Annotated in this window: 30 protein-coding genes, 2 tRNA genes and 1 pseudogene; 11 read left to right on the top strand and 22 right to left on the bottom strand. The window is 56.9% G+C overall.

All coding sequences use genetic code 11. The annotated features are described in order from the left end of the window. Positions 1-12: 12 nt before the first annotated feature. Positions 13-918 (top strand): annotated as a pseudogene (locus tag CUN63_RS29520) (MCP four helix bundle domain-containing protein); the annotation flags it as partial. 51 nt (positions 919-969) lie between these two features. On the opposite strand, the gene CUN63_RS29515 reads toward CUN63_RS29520, so the two are convergent. Genes CUN63_RS29515 through CUN63_RS29500 form a run of 4 tightly spaced genes read right to left on the bottom strand, consistent with a single transcriptional unit; the run spans position 970 to position 4,077 of the window. Beyond that, positions 970-2,349 carry a 4Fe-4S binding protein gene (locus tag CUN63_RS29515; RefSeq protein WP_129444689.1) on the bottom strand — a complete coding sequence of 460 codons (1,380 nt, stop codon included), beginning with the start codon at positions 2,347-2,349 and terminating at the stop codon, positions 970-972. Next, complete coding sequence (locus CUN63_RS29510; RefSeq protein ID WP_129444688.1) at positions 2,337-3,191, bottom strand: FTR1 family protein; 855 nt, start codon at positions 3,189-3,191, stop codon at positions 2,337-2,339. The genes CUN63_RS29515 and CUN63_RS29510 overlap by 13 nt, the downstream gene beginning before the upstream one ends. 22 nt (positions 3,192-3,213) lie before the next feature. After that, positions 3,214-3,546 carry a cupredoxin domain-containing protein gene (locus tag CUN63_RS29505; RefSeq protein ID WP_129444687.1) on the bottom strand — a complete coding sequence of 111 codons (333 nt, stop codon included), beginning with the start codon at positions 3,544-3,546 and terminating at the stop codon, positions 3,214-3,216. Then, entirely contained in the window at positions 3,547-4,077 is a 531-nt protein-coding gene (locus tag CUN63_RS29500) for an iron transporter (protein WP_129444686.1), read from the bottom strand. A gap of 185 nt (positions 4,078-4,262) precedes the next feature. On the opposite strand from CUN63_RS29500, the gene CUN63_RS29495 reads away from it, so the two are divergent. From CUN63_RS29495 to CUN63_RS29485, 3 genes are all read left to right on the top strand, one after another. Beyond that, complete coding sequence (locus CUN63_RS29495; RefSeq protein WP_129444685.1) at positions 4,263-4,484, top strand: DUF3079 domain-containing protein; 222 nt, start codon at positions 4,263-4,265, stop codon at positions 4,482-4,484. A 203-nt stretch (positions 4,485-4,687) separates the two neighbouring features. After that, positions 4,688-4,761: transfer RNA gene (locus tag CUN63_RS29490), tRNA-Cys, on the top strand. A 194-nt stretch (positions 4,762-4,955) separates the two neighbouring features. Next, a tRNA-Leu gene (locus CUN63_RS29485) sits at positions 4,956-5,042 on the top strand. 82 nt (positions 5,043-5,124) lie between these two features. On the opposite strand, the gene CUN63_RS29480 is transcribed toward CUN63_RS29485, so the two are convergent. The 3 genes from CUN63_RS29480 to CUN63_RS29470 form a co-directional block, all read right to left on the bottom strand. Next, complete coding sequence (locus CUN63_RS29480; protein WP_129444684.1) at positions 5,125-6,156, bottom strand: tyrosine-type recombinase/integrase; 1,032 nt, start codon at positions 6,154-6,156, stop codon at positions 5,125-5,127. 1 nt (position 6,157) lies between these two features. Beyond that, the gene (locus CUN63_RS29475) at positions 6,158-6,364 is read right to left on the bottom strand and encodes a DUF4224 domain-containing protein (protein WP_129444683.1); all 207 of its coding nucleotides are present in this window, start codon (positions 6,362-6,364) and stop codon (positions 6,158-6,160) included. Between the two features lie 62 nt (positions 6,365-6,426). After that, a complete protein-coding gene (locus CUN63_RS29470; RefSeq protein WP_129444682.1) occupies positions 6,427-6,828 on the bottom strand; it encodes a hypothetical protein in 402 nt (133 codons plus the stop codon). Between the two features lie 179 nt (positions 6,829-7,007). Here CUN63_RS29470 and CUN63_RS32475 point away from each other — a divergent pair, with 179 nt between their 5' ends. Continuing rightward, on the top strand, positions 7,008-7,328 hold the full coding sequence (locus tag CUN63_RS32475; protein WP_129444681.1) for a hypothetical protein: 321 nt from the start codon (positions 7,008-7,010) through the stop codon (positions 7,326-7,328). Between the two features lie 46 nt (positions 7,329-7,374). Here CUN63_RS32475 and CUN63_RS29460 read toward each other — a convergent pair whose 3' ends face one another. The 3 genes from CUN63_RS29460 to CUN63_RS29450 all read right to left on the bottom strand — a co-directional run bounded on the left by CUN63_RS29460 (position 7,375) and on the right by CUN63_RS29450 (position 8,812). Next, a complete protein-coding gene (locus tag CUN63_RS29460) occupies positions 7,375-7,782 on the bottom strand; it encodes a hypothetical protein (protein ID WP_129444680.1) in 408 nt (135 codons plus the stop codon). A gap of 265 nt (positions 7,783-8,047) precedes the next feature. Continuing rightward, positions 8,048-8,404 carry a hypothetical protein gene (locus CUN63_RS29455; RefSeq protein WP_129444679.1) on the bottom strand — a complete coding sequence of 119 codons (357 nt, stop codon included), beginning with the start codon at positions 8,402-8,404 and terminating at the stop codon, positions 8,048-8,050. 96 nt (positions 8,405-8,500) lie between these two features. Beyond that, on the bottom strand, positions 8,501-8,812 hold the full coding sequence (locus CUN63_RS29450; protein ID WP_129444678.1) for a hypothetical protein: 312 nt from the start codon (positions 8,810-8,812) through the stop codon (positions 8,501-8,503). A gap of 96 nt (positions 8,813-8,908) precedes the next feature. Between CUN63_RS29450 and CUN63_RS29445 the strand changes: the two genes are divergently transcribed. Beyond that, positions 8,909-9,178, top strand: a complete 270-nt coding sequence (locus tag CUN63_RS29445) for a hypothetical protein (RefSeq protein ID WP_129444677.1) — start codon at positions 8,909-8,911, stop codon at positions 9,176-9,178. Positions 9,179-9,210: 32 nt separating this feature from the next. Here CUN63_RS29445 and CUN63_RS29440 read toward each other — a convergent pair whose 3' ends face one another. Next, positions 9,211-11,016 carry a DNA cytosine methyltransferase gene (locus tag CUN63_RS29440; RefSeq protein ID WP_129444676.1) on the bottom strand — a complete coding sequence of 602 codons (1,806 nt, stop codon included), beginning with the start codon at positions 11,014-11,016 and terminating at the stop codon, positions 9,211-9,213. 26 nt (positions 11,017-11,042) lie between these two features. Between CUN63_RS29440 and CUN63_RS29435 the strand changes: the two genes are divergently transcribed. From CUN63_RS29435 to CUN63_RS29425, 3 genes are all read left to right on the top strand, one after another. Further along, positions 11,043-11,345, top strand: a complete 303-nt coding sequence (locus CUN63_RS29435) for a hypothetical protein (RefSeq protein ID WP_129444675.1) — start codon at positions 11,043-11,045, stop codon at positions 11,343-11,345. 95 nt (positions 11,346-11,440) lie between these two features. After that, positions 11,441-11,692, top strand: a complete 252-nt coding sequence (locus tag CUN63_RS29430; protein WP_129444674.1) for a hypothetical protein — start codon at positions 11,441-11,443, stop codon at positions 11,690-11,692. Between the two features lie 89 nt (positions 11,693-11,781). Beyond that, positions 11,782-12,087 (top strand): hypothetical protein, encoded by a 306-nt coding sequence (locus CUN63_RS29425; RefSeq protein ID WP_129444673.1) that lies wholly within the window; start codon positions 11,782-11,784, stop codon positions 12,085-12,087. 53 nt (positions 12,088-12,140) lie between these two features. Here the strand turns inward: CUN63_RS29425 and CUN63_RS32470 are convergent, their stop codons facing one another. After that, positions 12,141-12,362 carry a hypothetical protein gene (locus CUN63_RS32470; RefSeq protein WP_165353215.1) on the bottom strand — a complete coding sequence of 74 codons (222 nt, stop codon included), beginning with the start codon at positions 12,360-12,362 and terminating at the stop codon, positions 12,141-12,143. A 290-nt stretch (positions 12,363-12,652) separates the two neighbouring features. On the opposite strand from CUN63_RS32470, the gene CUN63_RS29415 reads away from it, so the two are divergent. After that, positions 12,653-12,877: a hypothetical protein gene (locus CUN63_RS29415; RefSeq protein ID WP_129444671.1), complete on the top strand. Its 225-nt coding sequence runs from the start codon at positions 12,653-12,655 to the stop codon at positions 12,875-12,877. Here CUN63_RS29415 and yejK read toward each other — a convergent pair. From yejK to CUN63_RS29365, 10 genes are all read right to left on the bottom strand, one after another. After that, positions 12,874-13,881, bottom strand: coding sequence for a nucleoid-associated protein YejK (gene yejK, locus CUN63_RS29410; RefSeq protein ID WP_129444670.1), 1,008 nt, complete (start codon positions 13,879-13,881; stop codon positions 12,874-12,876). The two genes, CUN63_RS29415 and yejK, sit on opposite strands and share 4 nt — an antisense overlap. Positions 13,882-14,193: 312 nt before the next feature. Next, positions 14,194-14,550: a hypothetical protein gene (locus CUN63_RS29405; RefSeq protein WP_129444669.1), complete on the bottom strand. Its 357-nt coding sequence runs from the start codon at positions 14,548-14,550 to the stop codon at positions 14,194-14,196. Between the two features lie 78 nt (positions 14,551-14,628). Then, positions 14,629-15,156, bottom strand: coding sequence for a hypothetical protein (locus CUN63_RS29400; RefSeq protein ID WP_129444668.1), 528 nt, complete (start codon positions 15,154-15,156; stop codon positions 14,629-14,631). Between the two features lie 7 nt (positions 15,157-15,163). Then, positions 15,164-15,727, bottom strand: a complete 564-nt coding sequence (locus CUN63_RS29395; protein ID WP_129444667.1) for a siphovirus Gp157 family protein — start codon at positions 15,725-15,727, stop codon at positions 15,164-15,166. Further along, on the bottom strand, positions 15,724-16,449 hold the full coding sequence (locus CUN63_RS29390; protein WP_129444666.1) for a hypothetical protein: 726 nt from the start codon (positions 16,447-16,449) through the stop codon (positions 15,724-15,726). Before CUN63_RS29390 ends, CUN63_RS29395 begins: the two co-directional genes overlap by 4 nt. A 157-nt stretch (positions 16,450-16,606) precedes the next feature. Next, the gene (locus CUN63_RS32840; protein WP_129444665.1) at positions 16,607-16,807 is read right to left on the bottom strand and encodes a DUF551 domain-containing protein; all 201 of its coding nucleotides are present in this window, start codon (positions 16,805-16,807) and stop codon (positions 16,607-16,609) included. Beyond that, positions 16,804-16,998 (bottom strand): hypothetical protein, encoded by a 195-nt coding sequence (locus CUN63_RS29380; protein WP_129444664.1) that lies wholly within the window; start codon positions 16,996-16,998, stop codon positions 16,804-16,806. Before CUN63_RS29380 ends, CUN63_RS32840 begins: the two co-directional genes overlap by 4 nt. Beyond that, positions 16,995-17,210 carry a hypothetical protein gene (locus CUN63_RS29375; protein ID WP_129444663.1) on the bottom strand — a complete coding sequence of 72 codons (216 nt, stop codon included), beginning with the start codon at positions 17,208-17,210 and terminating at the stop codon, positions 16,995-16,997. Before CUN63_RS29375 ends, CUN63_RS29380 begins: the two co-directional genes overlap by 4 nt. Continuing rightward, positions 17,207-17,629 carry a hypothetical protein gene (locus CUN63_RS29370; RefSeq protein ID WP_129444662.1) on the bottom strand — a complete coding sequence of 141 codons (423 nt, stop codon included), beginning with the start codon at positions 17,627-17,629 and terminating at the stop codon, positions 17,207-17,209. Before CUN63_RS29370 ends, CUN63_RS29375 begins: the two co-directional genes overlap by 4 nt. 808 nt (positions 17,630-18,437) lie before the next feature. After that, positions 18,438-19,193, bottom strand: a complete 756-nt coding sequence (locus tag CUN63_RS29365) for a hypothetical protein (protein ID WP_129444661.1) — start codon at positions 19,191-19,193, stop codon at positions 18,438-18,440. Between the two features lie 511 nt (positions 19,194-19,704). Between CUN63_RS29365 and CUN63_RS29360 the strand changes: the two genes are divergently transcribed. Further along, on the top strand, positions 19,705-20,022 hold the full coding sequence (locus CUN63_RS29360) for a DUF1654 domain-containing protein (protein ID WP_129444660.1): 318 nt from the start codon (positions 19,705-19,707) through the stop codon (positions 20,020-20,022). Positions 20,023-20,134: the final 112 nt, after the last annotated feature.

Genomic DNA, 20,134 nt, shown 5'->3' with positions numbered 1-20,134 from the left:
GGAGCATTTGATATGGCCAAATTAACTACGGCACAACGTATCGTCATCGGTTTTGCAATCGCGCCGCTGGCATTGATGGGCATGGCGTTTTACGCGTTGCACGATCTGGCAACGCTCAAGGAACAGGCGGTGGTCATCGTTAAACAGGACTGGCCGAAGATCGATCCGATCATGGTCATTGCCACCGGCGTGCGCGATAACGCCAGGAACACCCGGGATTTACTGATCGATAAAGACAATCAGCAAGTGCAGCAGTCGATCGATGCCACCAAGAAACGGATCACTCAGGCACTCGAAACGCTTGAGCCGTTGTTCTATTTGCCCGAGGGCAAAACCGCTTATGCCGCGCTGAAGAAGAATCGCGAAGCCTACGTTGCGGCGATCACTCAAGTGCAGGTGTTGATCCGGCAAGGTGCCTTCGATGACGCCATGGCACAGCTGAAACAAAAGGTCGTGCCGGCCGAGCGCGAGGTGTATGGCAGCCTGGATCAGTTAATGGCGCTGCAAGGCAAAATATTCGCCGACCGGGAACAGTCGGCGCAGGCACTGTACAGCGATGCCCGGCGCAATATGCTCGGGTTGTTTGTGTTCTGTGTGGCGCTGATCATCGCCGCCGCGGTGATCGTCACGCGCAGTGTGACCCGGCCACTGGGTGGCGAGCCGGATGATGCCGCACGGTTTTTGAGTCAGATCGCTCAGGGCGACCTGACGATTCAGGTGCCCGTGAACTCAAGTGTCGGCGGCAGCGTGATGATGAACATGCATCAGATGCAGCAAAGTCTGAATGCCATGGTCAGGCACATCGCGACGTCGGTGGACCAGGTGGCCAGTTCCTCCGAAGAACTGAGCGCCGTCAGCAGCCAGACCAGCAGCAACCTGCAAATGCAGGGGCTGGAGATCGAGCAGGCGGCCACAGCTGCGCGTTTTAAGGTCTAGGTAATTCGGGGTGGTGGTTGTGGATGAGGGCGCTCAGGACCAGCCCCAGAACTGCAACCACCAGCCGAACCCTACCAAGCCGTTGGCGAGTAACAGGCAAGTGCTGCCAGCGCAGCGACGATCCTGGGAAAGGCCTTCGCGGTCCAGCCGTTTCCATCCCATCAGCAGGCTCCATCCCATCGCGGCCATTAACAGACAGGCCCTGGCCGGTTGTACCCATTCCAGCAGCAGAGCTTCGTAGCGCAGCAATTTCACCGTCGTGGCCGACAGCCCGAGAAACAATCCCGCACCACCCAAGGGCGTGAGTGTCAGCGCCAGGGGCCAATACAGCGCAGGATCTTGCGCCAGTCGAGCCGTCAGGCGCAGAAGGATCATCAGCGCCGTGCCCAACACCATCGAGCTCAAACCCAGATAAATGACGATGCTGAAACCGTCGAGCCAACTGAAGCTGTCGTTGAGCTGCGGGTAATGGGTGAGCAGCCACCAGGGCGCGTTGTCCTGCAATGCCCAGAGTTGGTCGTGCTCGACCAGCCATTGGGCGAGGGTTTGTTTGAGGGCGATGAACCATGGGCTGACCGTCCACTGAAACGCGCCCATGGCCAGGCCGATCACGCCGAACAGCAGTAAGCGCGCGTCCCACGGTGAAAGCGTCTGCGCCGTCGCGTGAAGAATCTCTTGGTTGCTGGAACGGGCGATCAGCTGAACGGCGCCGCGTTGTCCGCTGCAGCGTCCGCAGGCGTGGCAGTCACTGGCGCCTCGCATACGACGGATATCGAGCAAGGGCGCGCAGTTGGGCGGCGGCAGGCGCTGCGCGGCATTGTCCATCCAGCGTTGTTCGTCGACCTGAAAATGCACGGGAGCCAGGCGGGCGAGCAGGGCGAAGACGCCACTGACCGGGCACAGGTATCGGCACCAGACCCGCTTGCCCCGGGCGAACAGCAACCCGACGACGACCGCGGCGACGGTCGAGCCGCCCAGAATCAACAGCGCCGCCTGGGCGTAGTCATAGACGCTGATCAACTGGCCGTAGAGGGTCGTCAGGCAGAACGCCAGGGTTGGCCAGCCGCCCCAGCGCAACCATCGCGGCACACCCAAACCTTTGCCGTAATGGCTGGCCCATTCGCTGAGTGAACCTTCTGGGCATAAAACGCCGCACCAGAGTCGGCCGAATAGCACGATCGACAGCAACACGAACGGCCACCAAATGCCCCAGAACAAAAACTGCGCGAACAGGGTCAGGTTATCGAGCAGCCGTGCCTGGCTGTCCGGCAGCGGCAACACCGCCGGTACCACCAACAGCATCGCGTAGAACAGTACAACGGCCCACTGCATGCCACGAATGACGGGCGCGTGACGACGCATGCCATCGCCCAGGCGCTGCAGCCATTGATTGCGGCGACTCAGCTCAGGCATGGGACTTTTTCCGCAGCCCGTTGACGCAGCCAACCGCCGACGGTCAGCCAATAACCGGCCAGCACCAGTAACGTCATGCCGCTGGGCGTCGCACGATAACCGCCAAAGCCCGCGAGAAAACCACCCAATCCATGGCTGTCGCTGAGCAATGCGCTGCTGTCCCAAAGTGCATCACCGACGAGGCTGTACATCACCTCCGGTAAATCCAGGGCGAGTAATTGACCGCCGATTCGCTCGGTGCCGCTGACCAGCAATGCCGCGCCGAGTACCAGCAAAACAGCTTCGCTGATGGCAAAGAATCGCTGCCACGAAATGAATCGGCGACTGCTGTGCAGTAGGGCAATGGTCAGCGCCGACAGCACCAATCCCATTGCGCCGCCGATGGCAAACAAACCGAGCTGCGGACCTCGTAACTGAGCGCCTGCACCATAGAGAAAGACCACCGTTTCACTGCCTTCGCGGCTGACGGCGAGCATGGCCAGCAGTAACAGACCTGCGCCACCTTGCCGGGCCAGGTGGCTATCGGCGTGTCGTTGCAAATCGTGCTTGAGCGTGCGCCCGTGGCGGTGCATCCAGCCGACCATTTGCACGATCAGCAGGCTGGCCACCAGCGCGAGTGCGGCCTGGAACCATTCACTGGCTGAGCCGCTCATGGCCTCACCGGCAAACAGAATCAACGCCGCCAGCAGGCCCGAAAGCATCAACCCCAGCACCACACCTGCCCACAAGTACTTCGCCAGTCGATCACCCTGATGCTGCTGGCTGACCCAGGCCTGGAGAATGCCGATTACCAGCAGCGCCTCGACGCTTTCGCGCCAGACGATGAACATTGATTGATTCATGGGAACTCCGTGTTTGAACGGGTTATTTCGCGAGGATGCCGCCCTCGGGCAATTGCGGATTGAACTCGTCGAAGAAGGGGTAGTGGCCGGGCCTGAGCGGGTGAATGACCACAAAAGTAGTCACTCCCGGCGACAGTACTTTTTCAACTCGCAATGGCGTGCTCTCGAATTCGGCTGGGCCTTCACCGATATTTTTCAGGATGATCTTGAAGCGCTGTCCGGCCGGAACCTCCAGCAAGACAGGGGAGAAGTGGCCATCGCGCAGGCTCAGCTCGTAGCTGGGTAACTCGGCATATGCCGTCAATGGCGCCACTGCTCCGGCCAGCACCAGCCAGGCTATGTGCAGGCGCTTCATTCAATAGCCGCCTTTTTTACCGATGCCGGCGTAGATGAATTCGTAGTGCAATTCGCAGCGTTCAAACCAGGGAGCCACACCGGTTTCCTTATCGGTATGGCGGCCAAGGGACCCATGACCGCCGGGTGGCAGGACGGTGAAGGTCAGCTGATATTTGCCTGGACCGAGCAGCTTTACATTGTCGCCATAATGCGGACCGTCATTGGCGACCATGGCGTGGAAATCACCTCTGAGTTCGTTCTCGTTGCCCTGTTTTTTCAGGTTGAACGAGACATTGAGGTAAGGCACAAAACTGCCTTCCTGAAAGCCCTGTCGATTGTCCGCCGTGGCGCGAATGTCGGCTTCCAGATGCACATCGGAATCCGCAGTGGCCCGCATCATTCCGGCAGGCGCCATCTCGATCGGTTGCAAATACACCGCCCCGACTTCCAGCCCTGGGCATAACTGGGGTTCCCCGATCGGGTATTCCTTGGCCTGAGCCAAGCGTGTGAGCAAGAGCAGGGCGAGTGACAGCGAAAAGGTCGTACGCATGATGTCTTCCTGGGCACTGACGAGTAAGAGCCCGAGTGTAGGAAGCTTTCCTGAGAATAATAATGATTGTTATCAAGTTTGGAGTGATTAAGGCATTTGATTTCAGTCCTTGATCCGTATCAAGGGCGTTCTTGCGCAGGCGATGTAGGTTGGAGGCACATCCTAGAGGCGAACCGGGGATCGACATGGCCAAGAACTTTCCCATCAGCCCCAAACATCCCGAGCGCATTTGCTGGGGCTGCGATAGATACTGTCCAGCCAATTCCCTGGCGTGCGGCAATGGCTCCGACAGGACAATGCATCCGGCCGAAATGATCGGAGACGATTGGTATCTGCATGGCGACTGGGGCATTGAACCGTTGATCGCGGTAGAAGACGTAACGGACGATCTCGGCCGGAAGGGCTGAGCAACCCCTTGAAACATAGAAACCACCTGACGGAATTTTTTTTGAAATCAAGGGGTTGCCAGCCTCGGGAAATCAGTACATAATTCACGCCATCGAAAGCACTGACCGCTGAAAAAGCTCAATGTTTTCAAGGAGTTAGATCACGAATCTTACTCCAAGTTTGTACGCGTTTGATGTTGTGCTACATGACATCAGATGTTTGAGGCCGAGTAGCAAAATGGTTATGCAGTGGATTGCAAATCCACCTACGCCGGTTCGATTCCGACCTCGGCCTCCACTTTAAACGAGCTCCGTAGATCTATGATTTACGGAGCTTTTTTATTTGCACTGCCCTGCAAGATTTAGTCTTGAAAAGGTCAGTCGCAAACTTGCTTCGCCGGAGCGGGATGTATATATTTCCCCTCTGCTGCACAGGCGTCAGAACTGCCAGATCGTTATTTGACAGTCTTCAGACTGCTTCACCGCGCTACCGCCCGAATGGCGAAACTGGTAGACGCATGGGACTTAAAATCCCCCGCTCGTAAGGGCGTGCCGGTTCGATTCCGGCTTCGGGCACCATCTAAAATCAAGGGTTTGCGGGCGAAAGCTGATGCAAACCCTTGTTTGTTTCTGGTCCGCTATTTTAGAGTTGGTCCGCAATTCACTTAGTTGGTGAGACTTTCTTGCCCTTGCGGTTGCGGATGTACTGCTCCGTCATAACAACAGTGGTATGCCCGAGTTGATCCTTGGCTTGCATGATGTCGCCACTGGATTCTGCTTTGTCCGTACCGGCTTTTGCGCGCAAATCACGCAATTGGAACTCCGGCTTGGATACTCCTGCGGCCTCCCTGGCTATGTCAAAACGCCTGCGCAACATCGCAACCGTCATTGGTGCGCCATCTTCTGACACGATCAGCCGCGTCGAGCGGACCTTGTGCCCCGACTTTCGGGACATGATTCGATCAATCAAAACCTTGAGTTCGCCGGTAACCTCGATTCGCCGCTTGGCCTTTGTTTTTCCCTGAAGCACCCAAATTTGGCCGTCGCGGACATCCTGTTCGTCCATCAGTCGAGTGTCGGTCACTCGCTGGCCGGTCAAATAGGCAAGGTCCATGGCGTCTTGAAGGCCGGTATCGGCTTTATCGTGAACGCGCTTGAACAGTTCATCCTCAACGTACGTGTCCCGGCCCGTCTCTTTATTGCCCTTGATGCCAGCGCATGGGTTGGCTAGAGACGTGTACCCTTTGTCCCGCGCGTAGTTCCAGATAGCGCTGAGCAGCGCCTTTTCACGATTCGCACGGACCGGCGCGGCCTTGCGCCAAGTGAGGTACTGCCGGACATGTAGAGGTTCGATCGTTTCCAGAGGCGCAGGTGGATCATCGAAAAACGCGATCAGGTTCTTCATTTCGCGCTTGTTGTCTGCCTGGGTGGCTTTGCCTTTGGTGGGGACGATGTCGACCATGTATTTTTCGGCGACGTAGCGGAAAGTAATCACCTTGGCGACCAAGTCGGTCGCGGTGCGATCTCGCTCGAGCTTGGCGTACTCCATGATCGCCAGGCCGTAGTCGCTGCCCAGCGGAATCTCTTTGCGGTCCTTTCCACCGGTGTCGTAGTAATAGAACACCCGGCCGCTGGCTTTCTTGCGCTCTCGCAGCCGGGCTATAGAGCCGGGTTTACTTGGTCGTCTTCCCATTTCAGCTTGCCTTGCGTGATTTCCATGCGGGTTTTTCTGGCTCGAACATGCCGACGGCGGTAACGGCCATCACGGTTACGCTTGGCCAACCATTCATCTTGATGGTGTGCCTGATGCCGTTTTTCTTGAGGTTCAGGATTTGTCCAGCCTTGGTCCGCGCGCCGGTAAGCTCGCAAACCTCCTGGTGCGATAAAAATTGAATGCTCATGAGCTGCTCCATGCCGCGCGTGGCGGCAGAAGATGGGTAAGGAGGGGGCTATAAGCTGGGGGTTATGCTGATCGGCGTCCGCGCTCTTTCTGGCGCTCTACGTCGATCTGCTCATAGAGGGAGTCGACCTTTTTGCTTTTTCTGTCGAGAGCCTGTGTTCGCTTAATGTGTTCTGACATGGCCTTGTCGTAAGGCTCGATCTGTTTAAGAAGCCGTAACTTCTCTTCAGGGTCTTTCGAATCATTGAACTTGCCAGCCAGGCGGTCGCGCTCCTTGAAGTCCACTCCATCGAGCGCGCGATTTTCCCTTTGCATTTCCTCCAGCACTTCACCTGACTGTCTTTCCCAGCGGATATACAAAACATCGCTTTGCTTGGGTCGCATGAAGTGTTGGTTCCTGATCCAGGACACCAGATCATCCTTTGTCATTTCATCGAGAACATCTTTCACGGCTGGCTTGCTCATGCGTGCAGACCTCGCCCGCCGTACACCGGCAGGCTCTTGTGTGGGGTAGGGGTTAGGCTTAGATCGAAGCGATACAGGCGAAAGCGCCAAAAGTTCAAAAATATTTATCTTTTTGTTCGACGGGAGCTTGGAATAGCGAGTACAAGTGCACTTCGATTCACATCCCGGATGTAGATAAGGTGTACTTAAAGCAGAGGAAGCGCGTCTTCTGGGAGTGGTCTGACTCTTCGTTGCACTGCAGGTGTCATGACGGTCTTCTAAATGATGGCGGGCAGATGGACGTGCAAGTGCGTACTTCCGCAACGGGGGCGGTTCAGCTGTTTGTTGGTGCGTACTTCGGATCTGGAGAAATGATGTTTGAGGAGTACTACAAAAGTCGCCCGGGCGAGACGATGACGCAGGCACTTGAATGGGGAGTCAATCGAGCGATGATCCTCACCTCGACGAAGCTCATCCCCCTGCCGTCGACAGCGAGGCTAGGCGTCTACCGCAGAGCTTAGGACTGTCACCGGTAGCAGTACACGTAGGCGAACCAGGCGAGGGCGATCATGGGGTTACCTCGTCCCGGTGCTCCAAATCTTCGTGAGCGATCTTGAATTTCTCGATGTCCTTAACGCGGTAGAAGCTGCAATCGCAGTTCTTCCGGGCCCAGGCATCAAGCAAGCCTTCCAGCTCGGCCTTCGCCTCAGCACTCACGTCCGGGAAGTCATCAGCCCATTCGCCGAGGTCGCTTGAGTGTGCGTTCTCGGCCATGGAGTCGATCACGGTGTCCGCATCCACGAATTCGGCGGGGTCTCCGTAAACCATCACGCCTCGCTGACATTCATCACCCACTTCCAGTTCGTCGTTCTGATCGAGGAACGAGCACCAGTCAGACACCCAGTCTTCGCCATTGGCGGAGTAGGCGTATTCAGGTTCGGCCGATGCGACCGGCAAAACAGTTTCTTCAGGCATAGCGAACTCCATCCCGCCGCATAGGGCAGGCTTGATAGGGGGGAAGTTTCTAAGTTTTTTTGAGAATGGTCTTACAGACATCGGCTTGGTAATAAGTGAGTATTGGAGCTCGCCCGGCACTGAGGGGAAATACACACATCGCAGGACGCGATTCGGTGCTGGGCGACCTACCTTTTATCCGGCGTTTTCCGCTTTCAGGATTTCGTTTTCTGGGGGCATGACTTCGTCCTCTCCGCTATAGCGGCTGACTTTGAAAGGGAGGGAGTTACTTGAGGGGAGAGGCAGAGATTTTGGAGTAAGTGTCGATATCAGTTGTGGCCAGAAGGCAGCGGCCATCCTTGAATTTTGCGAAGAAGGTTATTTCCCTTTCTTTATCACATAGCAACCAGCCCGCAACTAGCCCAATCGGCCCTAAAAGCAGTGCTCCAGCAAAGCTCCATCGAATAACGCTACCTTTCTTATTTACGACTTCTTCGGTTGCTGTTTCCAAGGCTTCTAGTCTTGAAATAGGTATCGTTAATTCTCGAGACGGTTTCAATATGGATTTTAGAGTGAACCGTCCAGATTGAAATTCGGCATCACCTGCCAGAAAGTCACCGGATATCACCTTTATACGCGACATGGTTTTTCTTCTTTTGATCTGGTTTAGCCCGCTGGTTACTGGGCTCCAAAGACCCCTGTCAGTCAATCGACTTACGACAAAAGGTGAGGCCGACAGTCACCCCGTCGATACCAGATCATGGGCGTTCACAGCTGCGGGCGGGATGTCGTGGCCGGGGCAGCCATTGCTGGCGAAGTCGAAACCTTCGCACGGCGGACCGAATGGCAGCACCTCTTTACCCTGGGCCAGGCACTCGAGCAGGTGATCCTTGGCTTCGTCGGCAGTGCACGGACGACCGCCCTCAAAGTTGAACATGCCTTTGAGCTGGCGCTTGCTGAAGTCGCGAATTGCCCCGCGCACGCTCATATGAATGTGGAAGGTGCGACCGTTCGGGCCGAATGGATCGGCCGGTTTGTTTTCTGTGGGCATGGGGCGTCCTATGCCGGGTCATGCCCCGGCTGGCGTGATTTGAGTTTGTGGGCTATTGCTTGATGGCCCGGCATGGAGCCGGATCAAGGAGCGGATATGTCGAACAAATATTGGCAGTCAGAGCTTTGGGGCGAAGATCCTTCGGATGTATGCCAGAACCACGATGCGGAGCGTGGCTTTGTCATCACAGTTAGGCTCAGACGTCAGAGCAGGCATGAAGGCATAATGTTGACCCAGCTGTTTCATCCCAGCGGTGCGAAACACTCGGAGCATGTTTTCGATATCTCGGACGATTCTGACTATCAGGCGATCCAGCACGGTATCGGTCATGGTGAATGGCTAGCTCGCGGAACCCGGCCGAAATAAGCATCAAGCTCAGCGCAATAGGTGAGGGTGGGTCAGGCCGCAAGGCGCTGGTAAAGCTCGATGATGTCTGCGGCATTGGCACTGACCAAGGCTTCAGCCTCGTCCGGGCAAACGCTGTTGCCGATTAGCCGGACCTGGTCCGTTTTGTTGATGTCGCGCCATTCTTCGGCACCGGTAACCGGGTCAACGAACAGCCCCCGGTCGATGATGTAGTCCTTGTCGAAACCCTGCGCCGCTTTCAACTCAGGCGGTTGCAGCATACGCAGGGTGATATCCACCAGCACATAACCGGCGACCATGACCATTTCAGCCGGGTCCTTGAAATGTTCCGGCAGGTGTTCGTGCATGAAGGCGGCACAGCGTCGTGCGCCCTCCATCTGTTCCGGCGTGAGCGTGTCAGGCACCTGAATCACTTCAATCAGTGCAACCCGGTCCTTTGTTGGCAAGGTGTGCATCGGCTCGGTCAGCGATATGCCGTCCTTCTCGTTGCCGTAGTACTTCACCAGGTAGGCGTTCACCAGTCGCTGGTTGGCGCCGGATTGGCAGATGGTCGAAATCGGATCATAGGCTGCGCGGCCATCACCTTTGTAGAACCCGCCGTTCGCCTGTTCGAAGAATGCAGCGACAACACCGTGCCGGGCGGCCCCGGCCAGCACCGTCTGCGTTGGTTCATCCGGCGAACTGCCGACGGCGTTCTGGCCGAATGCTGTCATGTGGGCGGCTGCCATTGCGAAGTGTCCACCCTTGACCTGAGCGACTTGGGTGCGCAGCGGCTCCTGCACATCAAAGTTGCGCTGCGCCGAGCCGTTGGCGCACTCGGTGAGGAATGGCGCCGCCACTGGCTGGACCAGAGCGTGATGTGTGCCGCCAGCGCTGATCGTCGACAGCGCTTCGTCAACACCGTGAGTGCTGGTGTGTGATTCCGAGGTGCCGCGCATTGGGACAATGAAAGGCTTCGCGCTGGTCAGCACGTGACGCCAGCAGCCCTTGGCCACGCGGCGCATGGTGTTCTCTGCCATTGGCTTATCGCGGAATATGGTGCGGCCGAGGTTGCTCCAATCGATGCACTCGGCGGCTGAGCGCCACGGGTGCTGCTTCGCCGTAGGCTGCTTGTGGCGCTTCGGCGCCGGCCAGACGATCGGCTTCCCGTCGCTGCGCGCCACCAGGTACAGGCGCTTGCGGATGGTCGGCGTGCCGGCATTGGCCGCGATCCGCTCGCGCCATTCGACGTTGTAGCCAAGGCCGCGCACCAGTGCCTCCATCGGCACGAACTCCCCGATGGCCTGCATGATCTCCGGCATATCTGGGCGATCGGCGGGAAGCCCCACGCTGATCGCAGCAATGAACGCCTTGAAGGTACGCCCGCGCTCGGCCTTGATTGGCTGGCCCTCGTCGTCGATCGGTCCCCAGTCGCAGAACTCCTCGACGTTCTCCAAGAAGAGCAGCCGCGATTTGGTGATGAAAAGCCAACGAATCACCACCCATGCCAGTCCGCGAACACCTCGGTCACGCGGCGCACCGCCTTTCGCCTTGCTGTGGTGACGGCAGTCAGGGGACGCCCAAATGATTGCAACTGGCTGGCCGCCGGTTGCTTCCCGAGGATCCACCTCATAAACATCGGCAACGTAATGCGCTGTCTGCGGGTGGTTGGCGCGGTGCACGGCCAGGGCGATCGGGTTGTGATTTACCGCCACGTCCGGCTCCCGATACGCCCGGGCGATGCCGGTGCTGGCGCCACCTCCACCGGCGAACAGGTCCACCACAAGTTCTTTTTCGAACGGCAGGCCCATGCTTGGCTGGCCATGGATGAATTGGGGTTGCTTCTGGTGAGCGGACATAGAGGATCCTCGCCAGGGTGGCGTGATTGGTTGAAGTGGGCTATTGGTTGATAGACCGGCATGGAGCCGGTGGGGCATTCGTGATGGTCATGAATACTGAACAAAAGATCGCTGCTGGAGAGCTATTGGCCATTGCGGGCGCCGCGCTGCTTTTTCTGTGTGCAGTACCTGTCGCTTATTTGCTTGTCGTGTCGCTCGTCTCAGGTGCTTACTCGATCGGCACCTTCTTAAGCTTTTTTTTTCATATACCACCCTGGTGGATCGGCCTTCTCGCCGGGTTGATGTGCTTCCGCATCAGGAGGGCCGTATTGAGTAGCATCAAGTCTTGATGCCTCAGTCAGGCGCCGCCCTTACAGGCTGGCGCGATTCGTTGAAGCGGGGTATTTGTGTTCGGCCCGGCATGGAGCCGGATCAAGGAGCGGATATGTCGAATTCAGTAGAGCGCGAACGCCCGATTGACTGGCACGGCCCAGAAGGGGAAAAGGCTAGAATCGTGTTCGTTTGGGGGCACGATGATCACCCTATGCCTATCGGGCTGCGCATTACAGTCACACTTTCTGATGGGCAGACACAGACGCTGAATGAGCAAACGAACTATAAGAGCTTTCTCGAAGCCAGAGATCGCGGTATTACAATGGCCAAGGACGCCATGAATATAATGTCAGGCCGTCCATAGCTCGGAACCATCGCGGCGTTCAGCGCAATAGGTAAGTGGTTATTCTGAGATTTGATCAGATCGAGACGGTAAATCCCTCAGGTGAGCCTATGGCGCATTATGTGGTTACAGCCGTTCGAATCAACGATGACGACGAAATAGAACTCTTCATGTGGGCAAAGGCTAACCCCGCCGTCAGCAGGGGAAGATATCTTGAAAATCCGCACATAGCTTCGATGGAAGACATCATCGCGGCTATTCGCGATGGCGACGTTGTTGAGATGACATTCGAGTCGGGCATCGGGACGGTGTCAGGTGGAAAGCTTCTGGAGGGTCACTTGCCAAGTGGTGAGGTGACCGTAACCGAAGAGCGTGCTAGTCCAGGCAGAATGATCGACGACCTACCAAGATTTTAAATCGTGACAACTTCCCGTCTGCCGATGCGCTCATCGCAATAGGTGAGGGCGGGTCAGGCGGCCTGCTCTTGCTGCTCCAGAGGCTTCGGCGGCCACTCACTGAAGCCAACCTTCGGCGCTTTCGTCTTCGGGTTGATGATCGGCTTGCCCTTGGCGTCGGTCAGAACTGCCTTTGCCCTGATCTTCATATCACGACAGCGCAAAGTCTTGCGGGCCAGCTCCATAAACTGCTCGGCGTACTGCGGCGCGTCGAACAATGGCGAGAGCTGACGCACTGTAGCCCCCCCATGATCTTCTCGGTGCGCTTGCGGACCAGCTCCAGCCACTCCGCTACCGGGATTGGCTCGACGCCGCCTAGAACCTTGAGGTTCTTGCGGGTACCGCTCGTCTTCTTGCGCGCCTCGGCGGTGGCTACATCGATGGTCATGCCAAACACTGCGAATGTGCTCATGGTGTTCTCCAATGCAGGCGCCGCACTCCGTGATCGGATGCGACGGATGGTAAGGGCGGTTTTTTCCGACGAGCTAAGCTTTCGGGTTCGACTCAATAAAAATGGATTTTTGCCATGAGCGCCTATCGAAGCTCTCGTAACAAAATCATTGCCGACGCTATTGGAATCTCTCCCGACGAGGTCTCTCTGTACGTGGTGGAGATCGAAAAGCAGTCGAGTGGTGAGGGTTTCAATCTGTACTTCGCTGTCCAGACGCCTGAGCCTGTGCGCTTGAAGGTCAAGGGGCTGGATGCGAGATTGATATTGGAAACCGGCCCCTTAGATATCGACGGGCTCTAGGCTTTTGCGCGCTTGAGCTGCTCGGTCAGCTGCGTGGGCAGGCCGCGCAGAATCAGCGTGCCGCCGGCTTCGTCGAACTCAATCTTCGAGCCGAGCAGGTGCTGTTCGAAACTGATGGACAGACCTTCGGCCCGGCCGGTGAAGCGCCGGAATTTGTTCAGGGTCTTCTTGTCCGGCGGCAGGGTTTCGGAGAGCCCGTAGTCGGCGGCCTTGATGAAGTTGGCGAACGCCTTGGGCTGGTCTTCGTCGATCAGTTCAGACAGTTCGTCGAGGGTGATAGGCTCACCCAACTTGGCCTGGACCATCGAGTAGCTGACAAGGGTGTGAGTTTTCTCGCGGGCCGACTCTTCGCTCAGATCCTCGCTTTCAACAAAGTCGCTGAACGCCTTCAAGAGCGTGCGAGTTTCGCCCGGGGCGTCGATCCCTTCCTGGCAGCCGATGAAGTCGCGGAAGTACTCGTTGATTTTCCGACCCTGTTTGCCCTTGATGTACGAGATGTACTGGCGCGACTTTGGATTGCCCTTCCACTCGCTCAGGTTGATGCGTGCCGCCAGACGGATGTGATCTAGATCCAAGCGCTTGACTGCCATCAGGCTGAGCTCTTCGGTCATGGTCACCGCTTCCGTTTCCTGCACCAGGGCGATGACCAGGTAATCGGTCATGCCTTGAAGGTAGTGGCAGAAGAGGGCGTGCCCGCCGGTTGTCAGGTTCGACTCTTCCATCAGCTTTGTCAGGTGCTCGACTGCGATGGTGCTGAACGTCAAAAAGTCGCTGCCGCCGGCCAGGTACTTGTCGAGCCATCCGCTCAGCGGGTGGGCGCCCGACTCTTGATGAAAGAAGCCCCAACCCTTACCGGCAGTGGCGTTGTAGCTTTCGTTGAACTGATACATCAGATCATCGCGGGCCTGGCTCTCGACCTGCTCGGCACCGCCGAGGAACAGAACAGCCGGGCTGCCGTCAGGCTTCTTGTCGATCTTGTGGATTACGCTGTGGAGAACAGGCATTGCGATTACCTCGGGTAGGCGCCGCCCTCCGTGACCGGTGGTGGCAATTTGGTTTGGGTTGGCGTATTACGGCAGAGTAGCTTTGGCCCAAATCGAAAGGAGCAGGGCAAATGGCAACGAATCGTGAGATCGCTTTAGAACAGGCTCTTGTCGCGGTGTTGGGTGCTGTTCAAGAACTCGACTTGGGCCTAGTTAAGGTTGGACAAAAGGCTAAAGCCCTAATACTGGATCACTCGAAGTATTGCCAGACAGAGCGACTACATATGACCAATGCTCGGGATGAGATTGAGGCCGCTGTCATATCTGTTAGGGCTAAAACGTAGGGATGCAAATCTCGTCGCCAGGGTCTTTATTGATTTCGAGCAGGCTTTGATTGTGGAAGTTGTGCGACACCTTTTCGGATATCTCATAAGGTGTCGTGACACATCGAAGCATTCGAGCGGCAGTGTCGAAATCGGCGGCAATCACATTCCGCAGTAGGCTCTGATACACCTCCTGCTGGTTGTTGAAGCCGTGCTCTTTCATCAAGCGCTTCAGGTCTGGCTTAAACACTCCGGCGACCTCAACCGTAAACTTCTCGACACCCAGCGCGGCGTTCTTGGCTGTTTCCTTCTCGCGCTTTTTCTTCTGCTTGATGGCTTCCGCCGTCGGCTGCTGTTCCTCGTCCATGGCCTACCTCTTCTATTCCGCTGGCCGGCAAGTCCAGCCATGTCTGTCGTTTGCGTTGCTGGATGCGGGCGATGCGCTTCAAGACTTCGTTCGCCCATTCCGTAGATTGAACGGAACTGCCGGGAAGCTGATGCTGTAGTCCCTCAGCAACCGGTGGAATTTCTCGTAGCACATTCCCGTTTGTTTCATGACCTGGGAACGATTGAGGCCTACGTCACGCAGAGCGATGATCCGTTCAACCATAGGGCCGTCAGTAGCCTTGTGTCCCTGATTGGTGGTGTACCCACGCTTGAATTTGAAGCCGGTGCGCGAGGCCATTCGTTTCAGGTCGTGCTCGCTGAGGTGAAAGGTCTTCATCGCTTCGGTGACGGTCATTGTGGGCGCCGCTGCCGCCACTTTGCTTTCAAGTGAAGGACTCGGTTCTGCCCGTGTCCCGTCCTTGGCCTTGCCGTTGAACATGCTGCCGAAGTCAACATCACGGACCCGAACGGCCAGAGTCTCCAGGCTATTTCGACCCTCGTACTCGGCCATGGCGCGGGCGATCCAGTCGCGGTCTAGATCCTTCTGGCGGATGGTGCTGAGTTCGGGACTGACGTATGCGTTCATGGCGACCTCACTTGATTCTGATCGAACTGTCGCCGCGCTCGAGGTGCGCCCAGGCTGGCTCTTCGATGAGTTCGTGTTCTGCGTCTTCACCGGCATCCATGCGTTTGCGTACAGCGTCGTTGTGATCGCGGATTTCTTTGAGCTTGGCGGCGATGGCGTTCTTGTCTGGCGCAAAGGTGGTCTTCGGGACAATGAAGTCCTCTGGCAGGTCGTCTTCTTTATCGACGATGACCTTTTCCTTGCCGAGCGCCAGAGTGATGGTGAACAGGGGGCGCTTGATCGACTTGATGTTGGCTGCTTCCATATTGCGGCGCAGGTAGTCGCTGATCTGCGAGACGCTGTTGGTCTTGACGCGCTTGAGCTCGGCAAGTCGCTCAATCTCGTTGTCGATGGCAGTAACGTCGCTTTCGATGTTGCGGCGCAGCATGACAATGTTGTCGGCCTTCACATTGAAGTCACCTTGAACCTCGTCCATGGCGTACTGCAGGGCCTCTTTCAGACCCTCATCGTCGGTGTCGGCCATGGCCTGGAGCTCGGCCAGTTTGCCGGTGAGTGCGTAGAGTTGGGTCATGCTGCTGTCTCCTGCTTTGGCTCAGAGAGCTTTTTCCATTCCAGCGAAATCCGCGCCGCGCCTTTCTCATCTTTACGAAGAGTGAGCTGGCGAACTGCGACGTCATGGATTTTTTTCAGTTCGTGCGGGGTCTTAGCGCCTTGCATGGTGTCGATCACCGACTTGATGTAGTCCAGTCGGTCTTGCTGTTGCTTGGCGATCTCCGCTTCTTTGTCGACTGCCTGCTCAACAGCCTGTTCTTCCTGAAGGGCCTGGACATAGTCACGGTCGTCGAACATTCCAAGGAACACGTCGGCGCTAAAGCCCAATGAGCTCAGGGCCTTTTTGATCGCGTCTGTGAGGCTCTTTTTCGGCGCTTCACCGTCGGTCAGCATCCCGTAGGAGGCTTTGTAGATGTAGTTCGTGCAGCCATACGATTCGATCTCGCCGCGCTGCCCATCAAGTACGAACCAGAACGCGATACGAACCGTGTGGTTGCTGGTGCACCCAAGGCTCGATCGTTTATCACCCTCACCGATGAACACTTCGACACCTGGATCGAAGCGCTCTTCAAGGACTTTCCAGCCGAAGCCTATGCCGGCCGGCCCGAAGACCTCTGTAGCCTTCATGATCATCGCGGTGCCGTTGAGGCTGGTGATCTGCTGACCACCGACCTTGGCGTCCTTGGTGAAGCGGGTATCGGTCTTATCGACCTGGCTCCAAATCCGCATATTCGTGGACATGACAATCCCTCGCCGCGCCCGGGCGCAGCCTTGAAAGGTGTGATTTATTGAGTGGCGCGATCGGCGAGAGCGCTGAGCAGCATCAGAAAGGTGAGGGCGGCGATAGCGATTGCACTGCCGCGCAAAAGGGCGACACGTTTGGCGCGCTGGTATCTGGTCATTTCGGCATATCCGGAATAGGAAACCAGTGGGTAATCCGTGTGTGGCAAGTATCGCCGTCGATGTATTCCCACGGCTTTTGATCACGGTTCCTTCGAATCGCCATAAATGGAGGATAGCTTGTCTTTCCGACCCGACAGACAAGGACTTTTTTGTTCGGCACCGGCAAGCTTTCCTCGATACTGATCCAGCGGCTCACGGCCGAACCCTCACCGCTATCCGACCGCCTTTCATGGTTGCCGCCAGGCGCTTCGGCAAGCTGGCGACTAGAGCCTCGCGGGACTTGCCGATCACCTCATTGAAGGGAAGACCGAAGCCCAACATGACCAGCTTCGATTCAATCTCATCGAACTGCTCATCGATCAGCGTTTTAACCGGTGCAGTACTCATGGGGTGGTCCTCTTCAGGAAGTCATTGCGCTCGCAGAACTTCGCGTCAAGCGCATCACGGAAACGGTTTGCCGTGGCGCGATCGATAAGCTCGGCGATTTCGGCCAACTCGATCATGCCCATCACAAATGTTCGGTCCGGTACCGGGCTGAAAGAGCGCGAAAGTATCGCGATCTCGAACTCAATTCCGGCTATAGCTTTCTGGGCGATCACAGTTCGTCATCCTCAGCCTTCGCAACCAGAGCATCATCAACCAGCGGCTCAAGCAGCATTTCCGCGATCTCACCAAGCTTGCCCAGCGGGTGATCGCTGCGGCCTAGAAGCTCAGCAACGGCAGTCTTGTCGGCATTGCCGAGGGCCGTCGTGATCAGCAGCCAGCCAAGCGCTGGGGTGTGCACTTCGCTGTCGGCCAGGCGGTTGTTCACGTACTCATCCACTGCCAGGGCGAATTCCTCGGCGGCCACACCCTGTGCAGGGCGCATGCGGCGCTGGAACGATACGCTTCCACCGCGCAGCAGTTCTTCGGCAGCGTTGTAGAGCCAATCCGCCCGAGCGGCGTCTTCAGGGGTATCGCTCACTGGAGGCGGGACGCGGCGTTCAAGTTTCAACTGAGCAAGCTGTAGGGGAGTCATGATCGCCTCCAGAGGCGAGAAGGAGTAGGCGAGAGCCGCCCATCCGTTTTAAACATATTGACCGCTGGCCATTTGGCGCGATCCATCGGGGGTGAACCTTTCGTCAACAAAACTCGGCTGCACTCATCCGTTCCGCTGGTTGCCGTTGGGCGCGGAGGGGAGTGCATGCGGGTTTGGTCGGGAGGGATTGCCGGTTACTTGTCCGGCGCTGATGTCACCAGCAGATCCTGTGGGCCATGCCCGCTGCGGGGCGCTGACAAAGCGCGCTCTCCGGAACCGATATTCTCTCGTCGGTCCAAGCGCCCAGCGCTTTAGTGGCTGGGGATACTGTTGCTCGGCAACGGCGGGTTAGCGCTTCATGGCAGTAGCTCCTATCGCTCGCTCACTGGGCAGGCAGTGGCCACCTATTGAAGCTGCATTGGAATGTCGGTCCTGACCAAGATGCCTAACTACGTCCGCCCGTTCGCATACAAACAGTTGGCCTGGATCAGCTTTTTTCATGGGGCGCCGACATTCCGATGCAGCCTCTTTCGAGGTGCTCGGGAAGATCTACAACCTTCTGACCGACTCTGATTATTTATATTGCCGTAGGCCCGTGAAGCGGCAATTTCGTTTTGGCTTGCGCCGAATAAGTGCAGATGGCCGAGTAAGGCCGCTACGTCTATTTATTGATCGCCTCAGCTCCCGCTGGTCCAAGGCCACGTCCGCTTTCATCTGCGTTGTTGCGGTGATGCAGGGGGCCGCTTTGCGCGGTGCAGAATCATCCGCATCCGTCTGCCCACTCAGTGAATGGGCAGAGGTGATGCTGTCAGTCGTAAATGCCGTAGCTGAAATCGTCTTCGTCGCAGTCCACCAGAATCTTGGAGGCGCCGAAGTAGAGGGCGGCGAGCAACTTTTCGAACTTCGATCTGAAGCGTAGGGTTTGGCCGATTTTCTCGTTGTCGATGCGGGCGGCGTAGACGGTGCCGATTTCTCGACCTCTTTCATCCTGGTCATTTCCGCGTTTATCGAACGAGATGTGGATCGCGTTATCCAGGTTGTACTCGCTGCGTTCGCGGCTGCTATAGGGCGATTCTTCTTTTGGCTTCTTGTCGAAGTAGATGTGCAGGCCGCCGTATTCGGACTCTTGAAAGCGGATGTCCGGACGCTCCCAGCGCTCCTCTGCGGCGCTTTCCTTGTGGTTGTCGATGAAGGCTTCGAGAAGGTCTTGAAGGCTGACTACCTCGGGCATCTGGTCCTTGGTGAGAACGTCGTCGATGGCTTGCTGAGCGCGGCAGACCATGTCGGCCTCTACGCCGCTGGTTTCCCACTTTTCTTTAAGCGCTTTGGCGATCATGTCGTTGTAGCGGGTCAGCTCGAAGACTGTGGTCAAGTTGGCTGGCAACGCTGCCTTGATTGCCTCCTCAACCTGCTTGCCCATATCTCCGTAACGACCAAAGCAGTTGTCGATCACCTTGGTGAACATGATCTTCACATGCTCGTCGATGATTGCTGCCGGCTGATCACTTGTAGCAAAGGCAGTGACTCGCTCAGCCAGCAGCGCTTGAAGGGTTTGCTCGCTCATTTGGTGCTCCGTGCTTGTCGGTTGTTTTCCCAATGCACCCGTCACCAGGTGCATCAGTGAAAAATTCCGTTTCTCCACCACGCGCATCGCCCGATTCATATCTCTAATCCGCGTCACACATTTCGTGTTCGGTGTTCTTCGCAGATCGGCTTGCGTGGTTTCGCGTACTCACATCTGGTGAGCACGGCCAGTTCCAGAGCTGGCGTGGCATCGACTATTTGTTGCTCGCGCTTACCGGCTGAAACCCGGGGTAGTCGATGGCGAGGATCCTGAGCTGTTAAAGAGCGGCAGATCTCTCGACCCTTCGCAGCTGGCCCCTGATTGGGTGCCGGTTGCGATGGAGTAAATATGTACTAATGGTTCACAGTGGTCAAGTACCAAAAGTACATATTTTCTAGAAAGTACAGAGACTGAGAAAAACCTTTGTCGGGGGCTTTAAAGATTTACCGCAGGGGATGGCTTCGCTATAGTCCTGCCTATACTGGATGCATATACAGCTATGGGGGCAGGAGTGGCAAAGGCGAAGAAGCAGGTAAAACCAACAATCCGAGAAGAAGTCAGTGGCGTGCAGCGGCTCGGGTTGCGCGTCTCGTCGATGATTAATCACCCGGTCGCGCAGACTCAGCGCTGGGTAACGATCCATCGGCTCGACACGGACGGGGATCGGGAGTGGGAGGAGGTTATGGGCTTGCTGTCAGAGACGGACGGCATAGACATGACGTTCAACGACGACGAGTCGGTGACGCTGAGGTGGGAACCTCAGGCAGACGAAGATCGCGTCGTCGAGGTGGAGGATGCGTTTGCGGTGGAGGAGGTCGCACCTTTCTGATGGGCGTAAAAAAGCCCGCTCAGTGGCGGGCTAGTGTATTGAACAGGGAGGCGGGCATCACTCTCGCTTCAATGGCTCATTGATGATCAATGACATGAGCGCATCCCGAACA

The organism is Pseudomonas sp. ACM7 (genome assembly GCF_004136015.1).
GTDB lineage: Bacteria > Pseudomonadota > Gammaproteobacteria > Pseudomonadales > Pseudomonadaceae > Aquipseudomonas > Aquipseudomonas frigoris.
The sequence above is the reverse complement of the archived record's forward strand: the minus strand, read 5'-3'. Positions and strand labels throughout refer to the sequence as shown.